The organism is Luteimonas galliterrae (assembly GCF_023374055.1).
Lineage (GTDB): Bacteria > Pseudomonadota > Gammaproteobacteria > Xanthomonadales > Xanthomonadaceae > Luteimonas_C > Luteimonas_C galliterrae.
On sequence record NZ_JAMBEP010000003.1, the window covers coordinates 200214 to 223254 of the forward strand.

Below are 23041 nucleotides of genomic sequence, written 5' to 3' on the forward strand. Positions count from 1 at the left end.
GATCGAAATTCGGGAAAAACGGGCCGTCCCTGGCCCTAACGATGGACGCGAAACGCGCTGCCGGTCACCAGCCGAAACCGAGGCCGACGCCGGCCGAACTTTCCTCATCGCTGAAGGCGCCGCCGATGGTGATCGTGGCGCTGTCGTTGATGGCGCGCTGGTAGCCGACCGACAGTGCTTGCGCGTTGCCGGAGAAGCCGGCGCCGACGCCGACGCGGTTCTGCTTGTTCACGCCTGCGGCGCTGGTGGCCATGTTGATCATGGCCGCGTTCATCGCGCCCATGCGGTCGATGCGCTCTCCGGTTTCGTCGAAGCGCTTGCCGACCAGGTCGCGCAGGTCGTCGACTGCGGCCATCGGCGCCGCCATCGCTTCCTGGAAGCGCGCATCGGTGTAGGCCTTGGATTGGGTCAGCGTCTTGGCGTCGCCGGCATTGACCTGGCGGACATTGGCCGCGTCGGTATCGCGCGAGCCATCGGCGACGTTGGCGACCTGGCGCTCGTGTCCTGCGGAACCGACCGACACGGTGTTCGCACGGTCGGCCACCGAACCCTGTCCGAGCGCGACCGCACCGGTAGCGCCGGCGCCGACCTTTGCGCCTTGCCCCAACGACGTGCCCGAAGCGGCCTGCACGGAACTGCCTTCGCCCATCGCCACCGCATTGGTGCCTGCAACCGCGATCGTGCTGTTGGCGCCTACGGCCGTGCTGCCGTCGGCATGCACTTTCGCGTTGCCGCCGATCGCGGTATCGCCGGCGCCGACCGCGACCGCATTGCCGCCGATCGCGGTGCCGTTGTTGCCGCCGGCCGATGCGTTCGAGCCGACTGCGACGGCGCCGGTGCCTTGATTGACGCTGGCGTCGTCGCTGCCGTCGCCTGCGCCGTCCACGGCTACGTGGCCGCTGTTGCCGCCGCCCGGTTGTTCGCCGGGACCGGCGTCTTCGAGCGCAGTGACGCGTCCGTCCAGCGAAGACCAGCCGCGATCCAAGGCTTCCAGCGCATCGCCGACATTGCCGAAGGCACCGCCCATGACGTTGAAGCTGGTGCCGACGATGGCGCCCGCCGCGTTGACGGTGGAGCCGCCGCCTAGCGCATCGGCCATGCCGCGTTGCGCGCCGAACAGCTGGCTGCCGTTGATCGCATCGCCGCTGTCGGCCGAGACCACGCCCGCTTTGATATTGCGCAGCGCGGTGCCGTCTTCGCCGGCCAGGGTGAGGCTGTCCTTGTTCACATCGTCGTAGCTGACGGCGCCCTTCGTGATGCCGTCTTCGCCGACCAAGCCGGCTTCGCGCAATTGCCTGACGTTGACCGCATCCGTATCGGCCGTGCCCGCGGCGACGTTGGTGATCTGGCGCTCCACGCCGGCCGCGCCAACCGAAATGGCATTCGCGCGATTGGCTACGGAACCCGCGCCGAGCGCCACGCTGTTCGCCGCGCCGGCATAACTGCCGGTGCCGATCGCGGTGCTGTTGACGCCCGAAGCGCGCGACGAACCGCCGAACGCATCCGCGCCGGCCGCCGATGCGCGCGCACCGGCGCCGACGGCGACGCTGTCGTCCTCCATCGCGTTGCTGCCGAAGCCGACCGCGGTCGCGTACTGGCCGTCGGCCAATGCGCTGCCGCCCATCGCGGTGGTGCCGGTGCCGCGAGCGCTGCTGCGCGCGCCGGCGGCGACGGCGTACTTGCCGCTGATTTGCGCGTCGTCGTCTTCAAGGCCATCGGCCTTGAAGTAACGGTTCCCTTCCCCGACTTGATCGGCGACTTCCTGCAACTGCGCCAAGTTGACCGCGTCGGTAGCTTCCGTACCGGCTGCGACGTGGATGATCTGGCGGTCGATGGCTTCGACGTCGATCGGGAGCTGGCCGTCGTGCACGCGTGCGATCGTGCCTACCGACACTGCGTTCGCGCGGTCGACATACGAGTTGTTGCCCAACGCGACGGAATTGGAGACGTTGGGCGCGACTTCGCTATTGGCACCCAATGCCATGCTGCCGTCGGCGCCGGGGAAGACGATGCTGTTCCAACCCAAGGCCACACTCTGCGTGCCGCCGGTCGCCGCGAGACCGCCGAAGGCGAGGCTTTCGGTGCCTTCGGCAACGGACAGACCGCCCATCGCGATCGTGCGATCGCCGCGCGCCTGCGCCTGATTGCCGAGTGCCGTGCTGAACACGCCGTACGCGCGCGATTCCCCGCCAACGGCGACGCTCCAATCGCCGCGCGCGGTGCTGGCCGCGCCGATCGCCGTCGACGCTTCGCCGCTGGCTTCGGAGACCACGCCGATCGCGGTGCTGCCGTAGTTGGTGGCGCGTGCCGCAGTGCCGACTGCAGTGCTTTCCTGGCCGGACGCTTCGGTCGACCAGATCTGCTCTTCGCCGGTGTTGCCGTCCCACACCACCATCTGTCCGCCGACCGCGACCGCGCTCTGCCCGGTCGCCTGACTGCCGACGCCGTAAGCCGTGGCCCATTTCGCCGAAGCGGTGCTGTTGAAACCGGCCGCGGTGGCGTATTCGCCCAATGCGAATGCGCCGCTGCCGAACGCGGTGGCGCCCAGTTCCGACGCCGACGCCGCCGAACCGACCGCGGTGGTGAAATCGCCGTCGGCGCTCGCGCCCTGATCGTCGTCCTCGCTGCCGTTGGCGGCGACGTACTTCATGTCGCCGGCGACTTCGTTCAATTGCGCGACGTTGACCGCGTCGAAATCCTCGGTGCCGGCGGCGACATTGGTGATCTGGCGCTGGAACGGGCCGATCGGATAGCCGTCGCTGTCCACGATTTCGTACGCGCTGCCGACCGAAACCGTGTTGGCGCGGTCCGCGACCGAGTAAGCGCCGAGCGCGACGGCGTTTTCCGCCAGCACATCGCTCTGCGCGCCCAACGCCGTGCCGCCCTGCACGCGCGACTTGGCCTGTCGGCCGAACGCGCTGCTGTCCAGGCCGGCGGTGCCGGCGAACTGGCCGACGGCGGTGTTGGCTTCGCCGTAAGCGATCGCGTCCGAACCGACCACCACGCTGCGATCGTCCATCGCCTCGGACGATGCGCCGATCGCGATGCTGCGGTCGCCGTCCGAATGCGCCTGCACGCCGATCGCCAAGCTCTTGTAGCTGCTCGCGCGCGCGGTGGGGCCGACGGCGATCGCCATTTCGCCGGTCGCGGCGGAAACCGCGCCGATCGCGACCGTGCCGTATTCGCTGGCGACTGCGGCGACGCCGATCGCGGTGCTTTCCTGGCCCGAAGCGATCGTCGACCAGGTCTGCATTTCCTGGCTTTCCCAATCGAACACTTCCATTTGCCCGCCGATCGCAGTGGCGCTCTGGCCGCTGGCTTCCGATCCGACGCCGTAAGCCGAACTCCACTGCCCCGAAGCGGTGCTGTTCAGGCCGGATGCGGTCGAGTACGCGCCCAATGCCATCGCGCCGCTGCCCGTCGCCGTCGCGCCGTACGCCAACGCCGATGCGGCCGAGCCTACTGCGGTGGCGAAATCGCCATCGACCGATGCGCCCTGGTCGTTGTCGGCGTCGCCGGTGGCGGCGAGGTATTTCACGCTGCCGGTGGCTTCTTCCAATTGCGACAGGTTGACCGCATCGGTGGCTTCGGTGCCCGCGGCGACATTGACGATCTGCCGTTCCGCGCCCGCCGATCCGACCGATACCGTGTTCTCGCGATCGGCGACGGAATACGCGCCGAGCGCGACGCTGTTGACCGCACGCACATCGGTCTGCGCACCGAGCGCGGTGCCGCGCTCGACGCGCGCCTTGGCTTGGCGGCCGAACGCGCTGGAATACGCGCCCGCCGTGCCGGAGTACTGGCCGACCGTCGTGTTGGATTCGTCGTATGCGACCGCGTTCGCGCCGATGGCGACGCTGCGCGCACCTTGAGCCTGTGCGCTCGCACCGACAGCGACCGCCAACACGCCGTAAGCGCGCGACTGGTTGCCGATCGCGATGGCCTTGTCGCCGCGCGCGGTGGAGGCCGAACCCAACGCGAGCGTCTGCCGGCCGCTGGCTTCGGAAGTGGCGCCGAGCGCGATCGCGCCGTATTCGGTGGCGTGGGCGGCGGTGCCGACGGCGACGGCTTGCTTGCCGGTCGCCTCGGTGCTCCAGGTTTCCCATTCCCAGGTGGTGCCGTTCATCACCTGCATCTGGCCGCCGATGGCGGTGGCGCCTTCGCCGGTCGCCTGGCTGCCCGCGCCGTACGCGGAACTATTGCTGGCGGAGGCCACACTGTTGATGCCCGTGGCGGTCGCGTTCTTTTCCAGTGCGAACGCGCCGCTGCCCAGCGCGGTCGCGCCGAAGTTCAGCGCCGATGCGGCCGAACCCACTGCGGTGGCGAAATCGCCTTCGACCGATGCGCCTTGATCGTTGTCGGCATCGCCGCTGGCGGCGAGGTACTTCACGCTGCCGGTCGCATCTTCCAACTGCGCAAGATTGACCGCGTCGGTGGCTTCGGTGCCCGCAGCGACGTGGATGATTTGCCGGTCGATCGCTTCGACCGGCACCGGCAACTGGCCGTTGTGGTCGCGCGCCGGCGTGCCGACGGACACGGCGTTCGCACGGTCCGCATACGAGAAGCTGCCGAGTGCGACCGAGTTCTGCACGCCCGGTGCGACTTCGCTGTTCGCGCCCAGCGCCATGCTGCCGTCGGCGCCGGGGAACACGATGCTGTTCCAGCCCAATGCGACGCTTTGAACGCCGCCGGTCGCGGACAGGCCGCCATAAGCCAGGCTCTCCGTGCCTTCGGCGACCGCCAAGCCGCCCATCGCGATGGTGCGATCGCCACGCGCCTGCGCTTGATTGCCCAGCGCGGTGCTGAATACGCCGTACGCGCGCGATTCGCCGCCGACCGCGACGCTCCAATCGCCGCGAGCCGTGCTCGCCGCGCCGATCGCCGTCGACGTTTCGCCGCTGGCTTCGGAGACGACGCCGATCGCCGTGCTGCCGTAGCTGGTCGCGCGCGCGGCGGTGCCGACCGCGGTGCTTTCCTGGCCCGAAGCTTCGGTCGACCAGATTTCCTCTTCCCAGGTCGAGCCGTTGATGACGACCATCTGCCCGCCGACCGCGACTGCGCTTTGCCCGGTCGCCTGGCTGCCGACGCCGTAAGCGGTGGCCCACTTCGCAGTAGCGGCGCTGTTGAAACCGGCCGCGGTGGCGTATTCGCCGAGCGCGAACGCGCCGCTGCCGAACGCGGTGGCGCCGAATTCCAGCGCCGATGCGGCCGAACCGACGGCGGTGGCGAAATCGCCTTCGGCCGCGGCGCCCTGGTCGTTGTCGGCATCGCCGTTGGCGGCGAGATATTTGATGTCGTCGGTGGCTTCTTCCAACTGCGCGAGATTGACCGCGTCGTTGGCTTCGGTGCCGGCCTCGACGTGCGTGATCTGGCGGTTCTCCGGGAAGCCGTCCCAGTTCGGGCCGGCGCCCACCGACACGGTGCCGGCGCGATCGGCGACCGAACCCGCGCCGAGCGCGACGCTGTTTTCTGCCAACGCATTGGCGTAGAAGCCGATCGCGGTCGCGCCCTGCCCGTCGGCGAACGTACTGCCGCCGAGCGCGGTCGACCATTTCGAATTCGCGAACGCGCTTTCGCCGGCGGAAGTGGCGCTGACGTCGGTGGCGAATGCGTTCCAGCCCAGAGCGGTGGATTGAATGCCGGTCGCCTGCGCGGACGAACCGAATGCGGAAGCGCGTTCGGCCGATGCGGTCGTTCCTATATGGCCGAAATACCCGCCTGCAGGACGGCTGCCGCCGACGGCCGTGCTCTGATCGCCGGTCGCCTTGGCCATGTCGCCGATCGCCACACTGCTGGCGCCTTCGGCATTGGCGCGCGAACCGGCGGCCGTCGCCCATTGGCCGGATGCGGATGCCAGCGCACCCACCGCGGTGCCGAGTTCGCCCGCAGCCTGCGCGCCTGCGCCGAATGCGGCGGCGCCGATGCCGGAAGCGACGGTGACGCCTTCCAGCACGACCGGCTTGTTCGTTTCGGGATCGATGTATTCGTGGTGCAGCTCGCCGCCGACGGCCACACTGCTGGCGCCGGAAGCTTCGCTGAAGCCACCGAACGCGGCGCTATCGTCGCCCGAGGCGACGGCGTTGAAGCCGGTCGCGGTAGCATTCGCGCCCATCGCGAACGCGCCGCTGCCCAGGGCGCTGGCGCCGACGTCGCCGGCAAAGGCCGATTCGCCAACGGCGGTGGCATAGTCGCCGTCGACCGCCGCGGCATTGTCGCTATCGGCGCTGCCGCTGGCGGCGACGTAACGTGTCGCATCTTCCAGTTGCGCGACGTTCACCGCATCGGTGTCTTCGGTGCCGGCCGCGACATTCGCGATCTGGCGTTCGCTGCCGGCCTTGCCCACCGACACCGTGTTGGCGCGGTCGGCGACCGAATACGAACCGATCGCGACGCTGTGTTCGGCGGAAGCCTTGCTGTTTCCGCCCAGCGCGGTAGCGAAGTAGGCCGTCGCATCGCTGCCCGAACCGGTCGCGGTGGCGCCGATGCCGGTCGCCGTGGAATAGGCGCCCGTGGCCAACGCACCTTCGCCGTCGGCGTAGCTATTGGAACCCAGCGCGGTGCTGATCAGACCGTGCGCCTGGCTGGCCACGCCCATGGCGATCGTCGATTCGCCGTCGGCCTTGGAGATCAGGCCCACGGCGATGCTGTTGAAACCGTCCGCGCTGGCCGCCTCGCCCAGCGCCATCGTGTTGTCGCCCAACGCTTGCGCGTCCGGCCCGATCGCAGTGGCGAAACTGCCCGCAGCGTTCGCGCCCGAACCCACCGCCACGGCGTGCGAGCCCTCGGCCTTGGTCTTCACCCAGCCGACGAAAGTGCTGTACTGACCGCCGATGGCGACCGATGAGCCGCCCGCCGCCTGCGCGCCGGCGCCGACCGCTACGTCGCTCAAGCCTTGCGCCTGCGCGGTGTGGCCTACTGCCAACGCATATTCGCCGGCGGTCGTCGCCTGGGTGCCGATGGCGATCGCGCTATAGCTGCCCGCCGTGCTTTCGCGGCCCATTGCGATGGCGCCGTGGCCATCGGCCTGGCTGCCGGCGCCGACCGCGATCGCAAGCTCGCCGCTGGCGACGGCGTCGTCGCTGCCGTCGCCCAGGCCATCCACCTGCACGTAACGCGAGCCTTCGGCGGCTTGCGCATCTGCGGTCGGAGCGGCGGCGCATTCGGTGCCGTCCGCTTCGTCGCCGGCCGGTTCCAGGCAAAGCGGGGGCGTTTCCTTGGATGAGGCCGGGGTTTCTTCGCCGGCGTGGGCGAGGCCGATGCCGGGACCGGACAACAGCAACAACAACGCGGCGTACAGCGGCGTGCGGTTCATTTCTGATCGATCTCCAGGAGTGGATGGCGCGGGGGGGACTGCGACTGTCGGCAGGTGCTAACACCCACCTTCGACAGGACGCGAGACCCTTCCACGGCCACTCCTGACCGTCACTCTCAGTGCATTACTGTTTCGCTACACCGCGAATTCTTGTTGTTTTTCAGTTGGTTGCGGATGCATTTCGCGGTTGCGCCGATGGCTCAAGGGTGAGCTCGGCAGGAATCGTCCGTTCCCCCGCCAGGCGCCGCGCCTGGGTCAAAGCCGCGCGCCAGGGTTCGATCTGGCCCTCGGCGCGGAACAGCCGCAGCTGCAGCATGGCCAACTCGAAATCCCGCGTCGCCCACGGCGCCACCCGGCCGATCAGCGCGCCGGCTTCCCCGTAACGGCCCTGCGACAGCAGCCATTGCGCCTGCGCGGAGACGGCTTCGGCGATATCGGCCGGCGTGCCGCCGCGTTCGGCCAGGGCGAGCGCCGCGGCGAACTCGCGTTGCGCGTCCGGCTTTTCGTCTCGCGCCGCATGCCCGATCGCGCGGATCAGCAGTCCGGGCAAGGAATCGGCCGAAGGCGGCGGCGCGAATTGCGGACGCGGCAGGTCGGCCTCCGCTGCGGCCTGCAACCATCGCAATTGCGTCCATTCGCGCAAAGTCGGGCTTTGTTCCGGCGACCAGTCGCGCAGCGCGCGTTCGGCCAGCACCGCGGCCGAGCGGGCGTCGCCGCCGCGCCGGGCCAAGTCGGCCATCAGGTATTCGCGCTGGTGGGTTTCGGCCAGGATCGGCACCGCGGCGGCAGGCAGCAGCAACAACTCGCGCGCTTCGCGGATGCGGCCCACCGCCATCAGCGCTTCGGCGCGGCCCAGGATCGTCCTGGCGCGCACGGCGGGATCGCGGATGCGGCCGAGCAAGGCGTACAGGCGTTCGCTTTCTTCCAGCGCCGCATCGTTTTCGAGCAGGCCCAGTTGCGCGCTGGTCAGCAGCCAGCGCGCACCGGCGAGTTCGTTGACGGCGCCCATCGATTCGAACACCGGCACGGCGGCGCGGTAGTAGCCGATCGCCGCCGCAGGACGGCCGCGATCCATTTCAACGCTGCCCAGATTGGCGTCGACCCGGGCCACCGCCAGCAAGTCGCCGGCGCGCACCTGATAGATGCGCGCCTGCCCGAGATCGGCCAGCGCGCGGTCGAAGCGGCCTTGCGCCGAATGGGTGACGGCGCGGCCGGTCAGCGCCTGGCCCAGCTCGGCGGCGTAAGGCGTAGCCTGCAACAGCTGCACCGACTGGTCGAAACTGAGCTCGGCATCGGCGAAACGCCCCAGCCGCACCAGCGAGGCGCCGCGCGCATTCAGCAGGCGCGCATGGAACAACGGGTCCTGCGCGGTCTGCGGCTGCGCCAGCAGCGCATCGACCGTGGCCAGGCTGCGCTTGTAGTCGCCGGCGCGAAAATCCACCTGGCCCAGCCGGTAGCGCAACTGGGGCAGGTTGCGCTGCAGTTCGGGCGCTTCGTTGAGGATGCGGCGCGCGGTGTCCAGTTCGTTGGCCAGCATCGCCGACTGTGCGCGCAGCAGCCGCTCGGCCAGCGCGGGTGCGTCGTTCTTGTCATAAGGCAGGCTGCGCCCGAAGGCGGCGAGCAGGCGATCGGTGGCTAGGCGCGCGGCATCGATCAGACGGGCATGACGGGCCTGCGCACGCTGCACCGGCCGATCGCGATCCACCACTTCCAGATCCACGTGCCACAGACCTTGGCGGTGCGCGATGCGTCCGCTCACGCGGCCACGGCCCTGTTGCGCGCTGGCGCTGCGTTGCGCGATGGCGCCGAGCGTGGCCTCGCTGGACAAGACCCGGATGCCGGCGCGGCGCATGCGGTCGGCGACGAAATCCATCAGCCCCAATCGCGCCCAGGCGATGTCGCCCGGGCCGGTCACCTGCATCGGCAGCACCATGAAGGCGTCTTCGGCGACCGTCGCCTGCGCGGATGTCGGCGGCGCGCTGCGCAGCAGGACGCCGGCCAGCATGCCGATGCCGATGCACGCGACCACCACCGCCGCGATCAGGATCGGCAGCCTGCCTTTGGCGCGAGGCGGCAGCGACGACGGCGCGTCGGACGAGGCCGGCGGCTGCGCTTCAACGGATGCGGGCGCGATCGGCGCCACCGACACGGACGCATATTCGCTTTCGGCGCCGCCCTCCGGCGCGGTTTCCACCACCACCGGCGCCACCCAGGAAAAACCGTAGCGCGGCACGGTGCGGATGTAGCGCTGCTCGTGGCCGTCGTCGCCGATCGTGCGCCGCGCGCGCAGCACGATCTGGCCCAGTTGGGCGTCGGACACGTCGGCGCGGCCGAATACGGCGCGCACCAGCTCGTCGCGGTGCACGGCGCGGTCGCGGTGTTCGATCAGGCAGGTCAGGCACTCGAATACGCGCGCGGGCAAGGCGACGATTTCGTCGCCGCGCATCAACTCGCGCTTGCCCAGGTCTAAGCTGTATTCGCCGAAGCGGTACGCGACGATGTTCATGCTTGCGCGCAAAGCCGCGCCGGCCTGGCGGCGCAGCGGGCTATGTGATGATGAGATCCGTCCGTGGACTCCGAGTGGAAGGTTTGCGCGACCAGCGTCATCGTCCCGGCAATGTAATGCGGCCCCGATTCTACGTCGACTTTTCCGGCACCGCGTTCGATGACCACAAACGCTTCAGGTCTTGCGCATCCAACGGGCGCCAGCGGCCTTCTTCGAGCCCGTTCAGCATCAATCCGCCTACCGCCGCGCGGTGCAGCGCCTCGACATGGTTGCCCACCGCAGCGAACATGCGGCGCACCTGGTGATAGCGGCCTTCGGTGAGCGTCAGCCGCACTCGTGTGGGGCCCAGCGATTCCAGGCGGGCCGGCTGCAGCGGCGTCTGCTCCGATTCCAGCATCAGCGTGCCGCCGGCGAACAGCGCGGCCTCGTCTCCGCGCAGCGGCGCAGCCAGCGTGGCTTCGTAGACCTTGGGCAGGTGCGATTTGGGCGAGACGACGCGGTGCAGCAGCGCGCCGTCGTCGGTCATCAGCAGCAGGCCGCTGGTGTCGCGGTCGAGACGGCCGACCGTGGACAGCAGCGGCGAGCGCGCTGCGAAACGCGCCGGCAACAAGTCGTAGACCAGGCGGCCGCGGTCCTTGGTGGAGCAGGTGTAGCCGACCGGCTTGTGCAGCATCAGCACCAGGCCCGGCGGCGGATCGAGCGGCTCGCCGTCGATGCGCACGTCGCCATGCGCGACCGTATCGTCGGCGTAGAGCACCTCGCCTTGCGGATCGGTGATGCGGCCCTCGCGGAACATCGCCGCTACCTGCTTGCGGCTGCCGTAGCCGAGATTGGCGATCAGCTTGACCAGTTTCATGCGCGCATCCGCTTCATCGGCCGGCCTTGATCGCTTCGATCGCTTTGAAGCCGTCCTGTTGCGCTACCGTGCGCACGCTGCCGAAGCGGGCGTCCAGCACGGACTCGTAGGGCAGATGGCGATTGGCGACCAGCCATAAACGGCCGCCGGGTTTCAGCGCGTCCGCCGCCGCGGCGATGAACCGGCGGCCGATGTCCGGGCGGTCGGCGCGGCCCTGCGCGTGAAACGGCGGATTGCTGACGATGAAGTCGTAGCGTTGCGGCAAGCCGGCAGTTACGTCATGCCAATGGAAGCCCAGCGTCGCCGACGATGCGATCTTGCGCATATTGATGCGCGCCAGATCCAGCGCACGCGCTTCGGCTTCGTACAGATCCAACGCGGCCACGCGCGGATTGCGCGCCAGCGTTTCCGCGGCGAGATAGCCGTAGCCTGCGCCGAGGTCGGCGCCTACGCCAGCCAGGTCGTCGGGCAGATGCCGCGCGAGCAGCGCCGAGGCGGCATCGACGCGATCCCAGGCGAACACGCCGGGACGGCTGACGAAGCGTCCGTCGAGGATCGGCCGCGGCGCATCCAGCGCCTGCCACTGGGCGGCCAATGCTTCGTCCGCCGCGTCGTTCAGAGGGCCGGTCCAGAACACGCGGCATTTGTTCTTGGACAGCGTCTGCAGCGGGCCGCCGATGCGCGCCAGATCCGCTTCGCCGGATTTGGCGCCTTCGTCGTTGGCCATGCTCGCCACGACGATGCCGCCGGGTTGCAGACGCGAGATCGCTTCGGCGAACAAGGCGCGCGCTTCGTCGCGTTGCCTGGGCGGGAGCACCAGCGCCAGCGGGAAGCGGCGCTGCGTATCGTCGGTATCCAGACCGGAGCGCTGCAGGCGGTCGTACTCGGGCTTGAAACTCTGCACGCAGACCAGGCCCGGCAGCGGCTGGCGATGCAAAGGCCAGCCGTCGCGAGCGCGCAGGAATAATGCACCGTCGTCGGGCCAGGCCAGGGCGCCGCTTGCGAAAGGCAGGAGCAGCGTTTCCAGCGGCGAGTCGTTGCCGTCAGTCGACATGAGGCGAGTACAGGAATTTCATGCGGCGATTCTACAAGGCCGCGCGAACCCGCCCCCCTCTCCCGCTTGCGGGAGAGGGCTGGGGTGAGGGCGCGCGAGGTTTCAAATCGCGTCAAATCAATCAATGAGCGGCGCGTTGGACTTCGAACGTTTGACGCGACCTGCCCCTATCGCGTGCCCTCACCCAACCCTCTCCCGCACGCGGGAGAGGGCCAAAGCAGAGCGCAGCGCCTAAGCGTGATGCATTCGTCCATCGCGGCCCAAAAGCCGCCACGCAACATCCAGCGACCACGACAACCCCGCGCACACCGCGAGCAACAATCCCCAACGCACGATCCGTTCATCGACACCCGCGATCGCTTCGTTGCCGTACATCGCCAAAGCGACCACGCCCGACATCGCCAGCGCCACGCCGAGCAGGTTCAGCATCAACCGTTCGAAACCGGTCGCATCGCGCGCCGGCGCCGCGCGCGCAGCGGCCAGTCCCGCAACCTGGTGCGCGAAATTCTCGGGCAGCGATTCCGGCGGCGGCTCGCGCAGTACGCGCACGATCGTGCGGTAGTGCGCCTCGGGCGCATCGCCGCCCGCGGAAACGATGCCCAGACGTTCGTCGCGCAACGCTTGTTCCTGCGCCAGCCATTCGCGTTCGTCCAGCAGGGCGGCGTCGTTGCGGCGGTTCTTGTCGTTGATGTTCATGCTGCGACTCCCATCCTCGGTTCCAGCACGTCGCGCAATTGCTTGCGGCTGCGGAACAGGTGGCTTTTGATCGTACCTTCGGGCAGGCCCGTGATTCGTGAAATCTCGCCGATCGGCAATTCTTCCAGGTGATACAGCGTCAGCAAGGTGCGCTGCAGCGGCGGCAGGCCGTCGATCGCGGCATGCAGCAGCGCCGAGGCCTGCGCCTGGGTGTGGTCGCCTTCCAGATCGGAACCGTCGCCGACCGTCTCGACCACCGATGCGCCCTCCTCGTCCTGGCTGTCGACCAGCGGGATGCGCTTGCGTTCCAGATGCCGCTTGGCGACCGAATAGGCCACCTGTCCGATCCACGACTTCAAGGCGCTGTCGAAACGGTATTGGTGCAGATACTGGTGCACGCGCAGGAAGGTTTCCTGGCACAGGTCGCGGGCGTCCTCGGGCTGCCGCACCATCCGCAGCACGATGTGCCAGCACAGGCCCTGGTATTGCCGCACCAGCCGCTCGAAAGCGCCCGGAGCGCCCCCCAGCACGGCCTGGACCAGCGCGCGGTCCTCGCACGGGTCGGCCTGGGCAATCTCGTTACGGCGGTCCATGGCGATGGGATACGCCGGGGAGCGGTACGGTTGCAACTGCCGGGCCTGCAACCGGCCGCCGCCGGGCCGTATCTCTTGCACCGTAGACCACCCAACCCCGGAAAACCGCCATGGACCTGCCTGGAATCCTCGTACCGATCACCCTGTTCATCTGCATCACCTATGCCATCAAGGCGGTCGTGGACGCGCATCTGCGCCGCAAGATGGTCGAATCCAACGGCTCGCAGGAATTGCTGCGCTCGATCCTGGAAGGCGAGGAGGCGCGGCGCCGCCACAGTTCGTTGCGCTGGGGCGTGGTGCTGGTCGCGTTGGCGATCGGTTTCGCGCTGATCGAAGCTTTCGGCTGGACCGAACCGACGCCGGGCATCTTCGCGGTGCTGCTGGGCGCGACCGGCTTGGGCAACCTCGCCTACTATTTCGCGGCGCGCCGCTTGGGTTGAAAGACGGCCACATCGGAGCAGCTCCGCTCTGTAGAGCGGTGCTTGCTCCGCTGCACTTCGCTCTTAAGCCGTCATCCCAGCGAACGCTGGGACCCATGTTGCTCTTGCCCCCTTAGCCGTCATCCCGGCGAAAGCCGGGATCCAGGCCCGCGTGCTCGTGGGCCTCGCTGCGACTCGCGCCATGGACAAAGGCTTCCGGGCTGCGCCCGGGTCACTTTCTTTGTTGGCCCAAAGAAAGTAACCCAAGAAAGGGCCTGAACTGCGGTGCGATGCGTCGCGACTAAAAGTACGCCAGCGGCCTGGCTTTCGTCGCAGGTGACCTTCTTACGCAGGTACTAGATTTTGATTCGTAGCGTATGGGTGACGTGGCTTTTTGCGGATTTGCGCTAAGGAGTCGTTCTGGTCGATCGCCTCGGATCTGAATGTCGAAGCGACGGAGGAATCCCGAGGGCGGGCGAGCGGTGGCCAAGAACACGGGGTAGCCCCATCGCCGGGATACCTTCCAAAGGCCCTTTTTCTTTGGTTACTGTTCTTTTTGGGCCCCACAAAAAGAAAGTAAGTCGGCCGCGGTTTTAGCGGACGAAATCCCGGCCGGAACGGCCGGCAGGTCGCGAGAACCCCAAGCAAAGGCAGAGGAGCAAGCTTACAGAGCGAGCCACCGATCAGTTCTGCAATTCGCGCAGCGTCACCGACGGCGGCGCATCCAGCACGCGGCGCGTGGCGAAGAGGCCTGCGACGAGCGCAGCGAGCATCCCCAGGCCGCCGCCTACCGCCGCCAGCACCCAGTTCGGTTCCCACGGCAGATCGAACACGCGCGTGGCCACCACGCCGGACAACACCGACGCCGCAATCGCCGCCACCAGGCCCGACAACAAACCGATCGCCGCGAATTCCGACGCCTGCGCCAATCGCAACTGCCGGCGGCTGCCGCCTAGTACGCGCATCACACCGCCTTCGAGCAGGCGCTCGTCCTGACTGGCGCTGATCGCGGCCAACAACACCAGCACGCCGGCGGCTAGCGAGAACCAGAACACCACCTGCACCACTTTCGACACCTGGTCGCCGGTGCTGCGCACCTGCTTGAGCACCGCATCGACGTCGATCACCGACAGGTTCGGAAAGCGCTGCACCAGCGCGGCGGTGAAGCGTGTCTGCGCCGGCGGTACGCTGACCGCGGTGATGTAGCTGGCGGGGAAGCCGTCGAGCGCGCCCGGAGACGCGATCACGAAGAAGTTCGGACGGAAGCTTTCCCATTCCACGCTGCGCAGGCTGGTGATCGGCGCTTCGAACTTCTGTCCGGCGATGTCGAAGGCGATGCGGTCGCCGATCTTCCAACCCAACGACTCCGCATAGCCCTCTTCCACCGACAATTCCGGCTTGGCCGGTTTGCCGCTCCAGAACTTGCCGGCCACCACCTTGTTGTCGTCGCGCAATGCGTCGGCGACCGACAGGTTGAATTCGCGCTCGGCGCGGCGCTGCGATTCGCGGTTCTGGTCCGGATCGCCGCTGCGGTTGGCGTAATCGGCGCCGCGGGTCGGCTTGCCGTTGAGCTCCACCAACCGTCCGCGGATCATCGGCACCAGCGTCGGCGCCGGCACGCCTTGGCCTGCGATGAAGTCGCGCACCGCTTGCACCTGGTCGCTCTGCACGTTGATGATGAAGCGGTTGGGCGCGTTTTCGGCCAGCGACAGCTGCCAGCGGTCGAGCAGATCGGTACGCACGAAAGTCAGCAGCAACAACGCCATCAACCCCAGGCCCAAGGCCGATACCTGCGCGATGCTGGTGCCGGCGCGGCGGCTGACGTTGGCCAATCCATAGCGCAGGCTGCCGCGCAGGCGCGAACGCAGGCGGCGCACGGCGACGATCAGCCCCCAGGCCAGCAACGCGAGCACCGCCAGCGTCGCGGCGATGCCGATCAGCATCGCGCTGCCGAGCGTGGCCGAGCCCGCTTTCCACCACAGCAATCCGGCCAGCCCCGCGAAACCGGCCAGCGCCACCAGCCATGCGCTCGGCTCGGTCGCGTCCAAGTCGCGACGCAACACGCGCAATGCGGACACGCGCCGCAATGCGAGCACCGGCGGCGCGCCGAAGGCGAGCAGCACGACCATGCCCACGACGTAACCCTGCAGCGCGGGCAACCATCCCGCCGGCGGAATCGACAACTGCATCGTCTGCGCCAGCCAACGGCCCACCGCCCACTGCAGGCCGAACGCGACCAGCACGCCGATGCTGCTGGCGATCAGGCCCAGTAACACCATCTCGCCGATGTGGATGCTCGCCAACGTGCGTTGGCTCGCGCCCAGGCAGCGCATCACCGCGGCGCCGGAAAGATGGCGTTCGCTATGCCGCCGGGCGGCCATCGCCACCGCGACCGCGGCGAGCACGACCGACACCAGCGCGGCCAATCCGAGGAAGCGGCCCGCGCGGTCGAGCGCCGAACGGATTTCGGGGCGCGCCTCGCCGATGGTTTCCAGGCGTTGCCCGCGCGCGAGCGCGGGTCGCGCCGTCTTGACGAACGACTCGATCGCGCCGCTTTCGCCGGCGACGACCAACCGGTAACGGATGCGGCTGCCTTCCTGCACCAATCCGGTCGCCGGCAGATCGGCGAGGTTGAGGAACACTTTCGGCGCCACGTTGAAATAATCCAGCGCGGCATCGGGTTCCTGCACCACCAGCGCGGACAACCGCAATTTCGAATCGCCGATGCCGATCTCGTCGCCGAGCCTCGCGCCGAGCGTGTCGGCGCCGGCGCGGCTCATCCACACCGTGCCGGGCGAGGGAACGACGCCGGCATCGCGTTCGCCCGCATCGTCGACGATGCGGAAGCTGCCGCGCAGCGGGAAACCCGCGCCGAGCGCGCGCAAATCGCCCAGGCGCAGATTGGCCGCATCGCCTGCGCCGGCGCGGATCATGCTCTGGAATTCCACGGTCTCGGTGCGCTGCAGGCCGGCGGCGTTGGCCGCATCGCGGATCCGGCCGGCGATGGGCGCGTCGCCGCGCACCACCGCATCGCCGCCGAGCAGGCGGTTGGCCTCGATCGCCAACGCGCGCTCGGCGCGATCGGTGATGAAGCCGACCGCGGTCACCGCGACGACCGCCAGCACCAGCGCCGCCAGCAGGATGCGGATGTCGCCGGCGGCCAGGTCGCGGCGCAGTTGCCGCCAGGCCAATCCGAATAGGTTTGCCGTACGGTTCACGCCGGCACCAGCCGGCCGCTGTCCAACCGCAGGACACGGCTGCAGCGCGACGCCAGATGTTCGTCGTGCGTGACCAGCACCAGCGTGGTGCCGGCATCGTGATTCATGTCGAACAACAATTCGATGATCGCCTGCCCGGTATGCGTGTCGAGGTTGCCGGTAGGCTCGTCGGCGAACAGCAGCGACGGCCGTGTGACGAAAGCGCGCGCCAGCGCCACGCGCTGCTGCTCGCCGCCGGACAGCTGGCGTGGATAATGGCCGAGGCGTTCGCCCAGCCCGACTTTCGCCAGGATCGAACGCGCCGGCGTTTCCGCGTCGGCGTCGCCGCGCAGCTCCAGCGGCAGCATCACGTTCTCCAGCGCGGTGAGCGAGGGCAGCAGCTGGAAACTCTGGAACACGAAGCCGACCTTCTCGCTGCGCACGCGCGCGCGGCCGTCCTCGTCCAGCGCCGACATCGGCTGCCCGTCCAGCGTGACCGCGCCGCTGCTGGGCGTGTCGAGCCCGGCCATCAGCGACAGCAGCGTGCTCTTGCCGGACCCGGAAGCGCCGACGATCGCCACCGTATCGCCGCGGGCGATCGTGAAGCCCACGCCGTCGAGGATGGTCAGCTCGCCGCCCGGCAAGGGCACGCGCTTGCCCAGGCCGGTCACTTGCAGCGCTTGCGTGCGCTGGACTTCAGCTTGCAGTCCGATGGAATCGGCCATGATCATCCTTATGCTTTGCCTGGCTCTATTTTCGGGAGACGTCATTAATGGGTCTTAATAACTGGCGATATGCGGCATCGCGCGTCCCGCTTCAATGGGCCAGAAGTCTTGCCGCGCTGCTCCTGGCACTGGCCCTGGCCCCCATCGCGCATGCGCAGGCCGCGCGCCCGCAAGCGGCCGCGCCCGCAAGCGAGGCTACACGGACCGTGCTGGTGATGGGCGATTCGCTATCGGCCGGCTACGGCCTGTCCGCAGCGGAAGGCTGGGTGGCGTTGACTGCGGACCGCATCGCCAAGACCAAGCCGGGATGGCGCGTGGTCAATGCCAGCATCAGCGGCGAAACCACCGCCGGCGGCGCCGCGCGCATCGTCGACGCCGTGGTCAGGCACAAGCCCGCGGTGGTGGTGATCGAACTGGGCGCGAACGACGGCCTGCGCGGGTTGCCATTGCGCGAAGCCAAGGTCAACCTGGCGCGGATGATCGGCGCATCGCAATCGGTGGGCGCCAAGGTGTTGCTGATCGGCATGCGCATACCGCCCAATTACGGGCCCGAATACACGCAAGGCTTCGAACGCAACTACACCGCGCTCGCCAAGCAGTTCGACGTCGCCCTGCTGCCGTTCCTGCTGCAACCCGTCGCCAGCGACCGCGCCAATTTCCAGAACGACAACCTGCACCCGGTGGCTGCGGCGCAACCGAAGCTGCGCGACCATGTGTGGACGGCGCTGGAGCCGCTGTTGAAATGATGCGGTTAAAAAGCGTGCGAATGAATTCGCACCTACAAGATCTTGGATATTCGTAGGTGCGAATTCATTCGCACACTCTTCGGCTTTGCACATGCGGCACCCGCGTCGATTCAGGGCGACGCCAGAACCGCCGACCGCATCGGCTGCAAACGCCCGTAAGTCAGGCTGCGCCACAGCCATTCCATCGGCCCGAAACGGAAACGCATCAGCCACCACCGGCTGACGGCCATCTGCGCTGAGAACAGCAACGCCCAAACCACGAACCACGCGACCGTGCCGTAACCCGGGCCGATGCCCAACCCATAGCCGTAGAAGATCGCGCTGCACACCGCGGTCTGCATCAGATAGTTGGTCAGCGCCATCCGGCCGGCCGGCGCGAAATGGCGCAGCCAGCGCCGCCATCCGGCGCGCAGGTAGAGCAATACGAAAAGAGTGCCTACTGCGATGCCGAGCAGCAGCGGGCCGGCGAACGCCACCAACGCCATCCACGCATGCATGCCCAAACCCTTGCTCAGCCACGGCAATGCGGCACGCACCGGTTCTGCCCAGAACTGCAGTGCGGTGGCCAGCAAGCCCAGCGGCAGCGTCCAGGCGAGGATGCGCTTGAGCAGCGGCAGATGCTCCGCCGGCGCCTGCAACAGGCGCGTGCGTCCGGCCCAGTAGCCGAGCATGAACCTGCCCAGCGAGAACAGCACCAGCATCAGGCCGCCGAGCGGATACCACCACTGCAGCAGTCCTGCATTGCCCGCTAATGCCGAAGACAAACTCGGCTCGGACAATGCATCGAAGGCCTGCGTCATGACTTCCTGCCGCGACAAGGGCCCGGCGCGGGAGACCGATGCGAACCACGCGCGCACCGCGGTCGTGCCCGCCAATGCGATCGCGAAACCGCCCCAGATCAGCCAGTGCGACGGCCATTTCCGGCACAAGATCAGGGCGAATCCGGCCAGCGCGTACACCAGCAGGATATCGCCCCACCAGAACGCGGAATGCAGCGCGCCGATCGCCAGCAGCACGCCCATCCGACGCGCGAACACGCGCAGTCCGTCGCCGCCGCGCGCCTCGGCGCGCTCCAGTTGCATCGCGAATCCGAATCCGAACAGGATCGAGAACACGGTCACGGCTTTGTGCGTGAGCATCCATTGCAGCGCGTGCTTCGCGATCCGGTCGAAGTCGGCCGTCGGCAACGCCGCCTGCGCGGGCTGGGCGAGGTATTCGTATAGCGAGAATGCCGACAGATTGGCCAGCAGCACGCCGCAGAGCGCGAAACCGCGAAGGGCATCGACCAGGTCGTAGCGTTCGGCGACGGGTATGGGAGTGATTGCGGAGGCGGCGGTGTCGGTCATCGCGACACCCTAAGCCAGCGACCGCGGCTTAGGAAGAGCCAATCGCTTTGCAACGTCGACATCAACTCAAAAAAACCGCCGGCCGCCTTCCGGAAGAGTATTGGAAAGCGACCGGCGTATCGACCACCCCCACAGCTGATCGACGTGCATCAAGACGGAAATGCGAGATCGCTGCGGCCATCAAGATCTCAAATCGTGGATTTCACGTTGAGATATGCCAGATCACTTTGCTGACCCGGCTCAGGGGCGCACGCAGTGGCTGGCGCAGGAAGCGCAGCTGTCGCAAGGCCGCGGCATGCGGTACTCGTTGTAACCGGAACCTGCGTTAACGCCCCGAAACCGGCGTCACCCGCCACACCACATTGCCGACATCGTCCGCGACCAGCAGCGCGCCGCGCTTGTCGACCGCGACGCCGACGGGCCGGCCTTGCGCCTGCCCTTTCGCATCCAGGAAGCCGGTGAGCACGTCTTCGACGCCGCCGTTCGGCTTGCCGTCCGCGAACGGCACGAACACCACCTTGTAGCCGCTGGGCGGCTTGCGGTTCCAGGATCCGTGCTGGCCGACGAACGCGCCGTTGGCATAGCGCGCCGGGAACAGCTTACCGGTGTAGAACGTCAAACCCAGCGATGCGGTGTGCGAACCCAATGCGTAATCGGGCTTGATCGCCTTGGCGACCAGGTCCGGACGCGGCGGCTGCACGCGGTCGTCGACATGCTGGCCGAAGTAGCTGTACGGCCAGCCATAGAAGCCGCCGTCGCGCACCGAGGTCATGTAGTCGGGCACCAGGTCGTTGCCCAGCTCGTCGCGTTCGTTGACCGAAGTCCACAACGCACCGCTCTGCGGCTGCCAGGCCATGCCGACCGGATTGCGCAGGCCCGAGGCGAACAGGCGCTTGGCGCCGGTGCGCGCATCGATCTCCAGGATCGCGGCGCGGTCGACTTCGTTCTCCATGCCGTTCTCGGCGACGTTGCTGTTGGAGCCGACGCTGGCGTACAGCTTGCTGCCGTCGCGGCTGGCGACCAGGTTCTTGGTCCAGTGGTGGTTGATCGGGCCGCCGGGCAGGTCCGCGACCTTGCTGGGTGCGGCGGAAATCGACGTCTCGCCTTCCTTGTACGGAAAACGCACGACCGCATCGGCATTAGCGACATAAAAGGTGTCGCCGACGAGGGCCATGCCGAACGGCGACATCAGGTTCTGCAGGAACACCGTGCGCGTTTCCGCCACGCCGTCGCCGTCGGCATCGCGCAGCAGCGTGATGCGGTTGGCGCTGGGCGTGGCTGCGCCTGCGCGCTTCATCGCCGCACCCTTCACCGCGGCCTTCAGGCCCTTGCCTTGTTCGGGGCGCGGCGGCGCATTGGTTTCGGCGACCAGCACGTCGCCGTTGGGCAGCACGTACAGCCAGCGCGGGTGATCGAAGCCCGCGGCGAAGGCGTTCACGGCGAAGCCCGGCGCGGCGACCGGTTTTGCGCCGGCCTTCCAGCCGACGGCGGGCGCGATGTCGAGTGTGGGGATCAGCTGCTTCTTCGGCTCGGGCAGTACCGGATTCGGGCCGGTGCCTTCGCGCACATTCGTCTGTGCGTGCTCGCCGCAGGCGCAAAGCGTGAGCGAGACGGCCATGACCGTGGCGACCGCCAGGACTAGGCCCGCGCGAAACAGCCGACGGCGATGGAGCGGCGCCTTTGACATGGGGCGAGGCTGCCACGGCGACCGTGATCGCCGCGCGATGCATCACACGGCAGTGGCGGCGCGATGCTTAATGTTCGGCAACGACTTGCCCAGGCACGCCTACCGATGCCCGAAGGCCCCTCGATCGTCATCCTGCGCGAACAAACCGCCGCCTTCCGCGGACGCAAGGTGCTGCGCGTCGGAGGCAACAGCAAGCTGGACTTGAGCCGTATGCAGGGCTGCCGCATCGACGATTTCCGAAGCTGGGGCAAGCACTTCCTGATCTGCTTCGACGGCTTCGCGATGCGCGTGCATTTCATGCTGTTCGGCAGCTATCGGATCGACGACCCCAAGGACACGGCGCCACGCTTGACCCTGGATTTCGGGAAAGCCGGCAGGATCGATTTCTACGCCTGTTCGCTGAAGTACATCGAAGGCGATCCGGACGAGACCTACGATTGGAGCGCCGACGTGATGTCCGACGCCTGGGACCCGAAGGCGGCGCGGCGGAAGCTGGAGAAGATGCCCGGAACGCTGGTATGCGATGCGCTGCTGGACCAGGACGTCTTCGCCGGCGTCGGCAACATCATCAAGAACGAAGTGCTGTTCCGCATCCGGGTGCACCCCGAGAGCGCGGTGGGTGCACTACCGGCGCGCAAGTTGAGCGAAATGATCGCGCAGGCACGCGAATACAGTTTCGATTTCCTCGAATGGAAAAAGGCGTTCGTGCTAAGGAAGCACTACCAGGTGCATACCCGGACGATCTGCCCGCGTTGCAGCGCCCGGCTCCAGTACCGCGCCAAGCTCGGTACGCGGCAGCGCCGCAGTTTCTTCTGCGGCCACTGCCAGCGTCTGTATTCGCAGGTCGATTCGCCGACCGTCCGCGTTCAGCGGCAACGGAAATAGCTGGGAGCGTTGCCGGCGGTGTAACGGCGCTCGGCGCTGCCGTAACCGCTGCTGTTGCCGTAACCGATGCCGAAATCGCGCTCGCGATGGACATGGCGGACCGGGGCGGAGGTCTTGCCCGCAACCGTGCGGACGGGGGTCGACGGCAGATTGCGGGAGTTGCGAAGGGCGTTCACTTTGGGGCTCCTGGTTTGGTGTGCTGGTAGACTACAACACCAGAACGATCCCGCCATGGGCCGGAAGTCACCCCTCTGAAGTCATGGACTTACGATGCCCTGGCCCGGGCCGCGGCTTGGCGCAGGGCCTGTTCGAAGACCTCGACCGGCTGTCCGCCCTGCACCAATAAGCGCTCGCCCAGGATCACCGAGGGCACGGCGCGGATGCCCTGGGAGGCGTAGAACCGTTCCTGCTCGCGGACCGCGTCGGCGTACTCGTCCGAGGCCAGGATCCGCCGGGCCCGCTCGGCGTCCAGGCCGGCCTGCCCGGCCACTTCCGCCAGCACGTCGTGCGAAGAAACATCCCGGCCCTCGCTGAAATAGGCGCGCAGCAGCGCCCGCTTGAGCGCGAGCTGGCGCGCCTGGCCTTCCGTTTCCGCCCAATGCAGCAGGCGGTGCGCATCGAAGGTGTTGTAGACGCGGCGGCGCCGGCCCATATCGAACACGAAACCCAACTGCGCTCCGCGCGCGCGGATCGCCTCGCCGTTCTGCGCCGCTTGTTCGGCGCTGATGCCGTATTTGCCGGTGAGATGCTCGACCGCGTCCTGCCCTTCCGGCGCCATCTGCGGATTCAATTCGAAGGGCTGGAAATGGATCTCGACGGGAATCTCGTCGCCGACGCGATCGATCGCTTGCTGCAACGACTGCAGGCCGATCGCGCACCAGGGGCAGGACACGTCGGAAACGAAATCGATGCGCAGCGGTGCGTAGGGGATGCCGGAAGCGTTCATGGGCGTTGGCCGCAGTTGAAAGCCGCAAGATGCGGCTGCGGCGCGCCGCTATCAAGCGGCGCGCTGGAACGCT

Annotated in this window: 15 protein-coding genes; 3 read left to right on the forward strand and 12 right to left on the reverse strand. The window is 67.9% G+C overall.

What is annotated here, in order from left to right:
- Positions 1–64: 64 nt before the first annotated feature.
- From M2650_RS13590 to M2650_RS13615, 6 genes are all read right to left on the reverse strand, one after another.
- The gene (locus tag M2650_RS13590; protein WP_249475398.1) at positions 65–7312 is read right to left on the reverse strand and encodes a YadA-like family protein; all 7248 of its coding nucleotides are present in this window, start codon (positions 7310–7312) and stop codon (positions 65–67) included.
- Positions 7313–7472: 160 nt separating this feature from the next.
- Positions 7473–9818 carry a winged helix-turn-helix domain-containing protein gene (locus M2650_RS13595; RefSeq protein ID WP_249475399.1) on the reverse strand — a complete coding sequence of 782 codons (2346 nt, stop codon included), beginning with the start codon at positions 9816–9818 and terminating at the stop codon, positions 7473–7475.
- A 130-nt stretch (positions 9819–9948) separates the two neighbouring features.
- Complete coding sequence (locus M2650_RS13600) at positions 9949–10674, reverse strand: pseudouridine synthase (protein ID WP_249475400.1); 726 nt, start codon at positions 10672–10674, stop codon at positions 9949–9951.
- 13 nt (positions 10675–10687) lie between these two features.
- On the reverse strand, positions 10688–11728 hold the full coding sequence (locus M2650_RS13605) for a class I SAM-dependent methyltransferase (protein ID WP_249475402.1): 1041 nt from the start codon (positions 11726–11728) through the stop codon (positions 10688–10690).
- Between the two features lie 231 nt (positions 11729–11959).
- Positions 11960–12424 carry a hypothetical protein gene (locus M2650_RS13610; protein ID WP_249475405.1) on the reverse strand — a complete coding sequence of 155 codons (465 nt, stop codon included), beginning with the start codon at positions 12422–12424 and terminating at the stop codon, positions 11960–11962.
- A complete protein-coding gene (locus M2650_RS13615; RefSeq protein WP_249475407.1) occupies positions 12421–13017 on the reverse strand; it encodes an RNA polymerase sigma factor in 597 nt (198 codons plus the stop codon). Before M2650_RS13615 ends, M2650_RS13610 begins: the two co-directional genes overlap by 4 nt.
- A gap of 110 nt (positions 13018–13127) precedes the next feature.
- On the opposite strand from M2650_RS13615, the gene M2650_RS13620 reads away from it, so the two are divergent.
- On the forward strand, positions 13128–13457 hold the full coding sequence (locus tag M2650_RS13620; RefSeq protein WP_249475408.1) for a DUF6249 domain-containing protein: 330 nt from the start codon (positions 13128–13130) through the stop codon (positions 13455–13457).
- Between the two features lie 662 nt (positions 13458–14119).
- On the opposite strand, the gene M2650_RS13625 is transcribed toward M2650_RS13620, so the two are convergent.
- Both M2650_RS13625 and M2650_RS13630 read right to left on the reverse strand, forming a co-directional pair.
- Positions 14120–16654: an ABC transporter permease gene (locus tag M2650_RS13625; protein ID WP_249475410.1), complete on the reverse strand. Its 2535-nt coding sequence runs from the start codon at positions 16652–16654 to the stop codon at positions 14120–14122.
- Positions 16651–17358: an ABC transporter ATP-binding protein gene (locus M2650_RS13630; protein WP_249475411.1), complete on the reverse strand. Its 708-nt coding sequence runs from the start codon at positions 17356–17358 to the stop codon at positions 16651–16653. Before M2650_RS13630 ends, M2650_RS13625 begins: the two co-directional genes overlap by 4 nt.
- A 47-nt stretch (positions 17359–17405) precedes the next feature.
- On the opposite strand from M2650_RS13630, the gene M2650_RS13635 reads away from it, so the two are divergent.
- Positions 17406–18104, forward strand: coding sequence for an arylesterase (locus M2650_RS13635; protein ID WP_249475414.1), 699 nt, complete (start codon positions 17406–17408; stop codon positions 18102–18104).
- 110 nt (positions 18105–18214) lie between these two features.
- Here M2650_RS13635 and M2650_RS13640 read toward each other — a convergent pair whose 3' ends face one another.
- Complete coding sequence (locus M2650_RS13640; protein WP_249475417.1) at positions 18215–19450, reverse strand: DUF418 domain-containing protein; 1236 nt, start codon at positions 19448–19450, stop codon at positions 18215–18217.
- A gap of 325 nt (positions 19451–19775) precedes the next feature.
- On the reverse strand, positions 19776–21068 hold the full coding sequence (locus M2650_RS13645) for a PQQ-dependent sugar dehydrogenase (protein WP_249475419.1): 1293 nt from the start codon (positions 21066–21068) through the stop codon (positions 19776–19778).
- A gap of 174 nt (positions 21069–21242) precedes the next feature.
- On the opposite strand from M2650_RS13645, the gene M2650_RS13650 reads away from it, so the two are divergent.
- Complete coding sequence (locus tag M2650_RS13650) at positions 21243–22022, forward strand: DNA-formamidopyrimidine glycosylase family protein (protein ID WP_249475420.1); 780 nt, start codon at positions 21243–21245, stop codon at positions 22020–22022.
- Here M2650_RS13650 and M2650_RS13655 read toward each other — a convergent pair.
- Together M2650_RS13655 and M2650_RS13660 are read right to left on the reverse strand one after the other, a co-directional pair.
- Positions 22004–22198: a hypothetical protein gene (locus M2650_RS13655; protein WP_249475421.1), complete on the reverse strand. Its 195-nt coding sequence runs from the start codon at positions 22196–22198 to the stop codon at positions 22004–22006. The two genes, M2650_RS13650 and M2650_RS13655, sit on opposite strands and share 19 nt — an antisense overlap.
- Positions 22199–22287: 89 nt before the next feature.
- Positions 22288–22968: a DsbA family oxidoreductase gene (locus M2650_RS13660; protein ID WP_249475423.1), complete on the reverse strand. Its 681-nt coding sequence runs from the start codon at positions 22966–22968 to the stop codon at positions 22288–22290.
- Between the last annotated feature and the right edge of the window lie 73 nt (positions 22969–23041).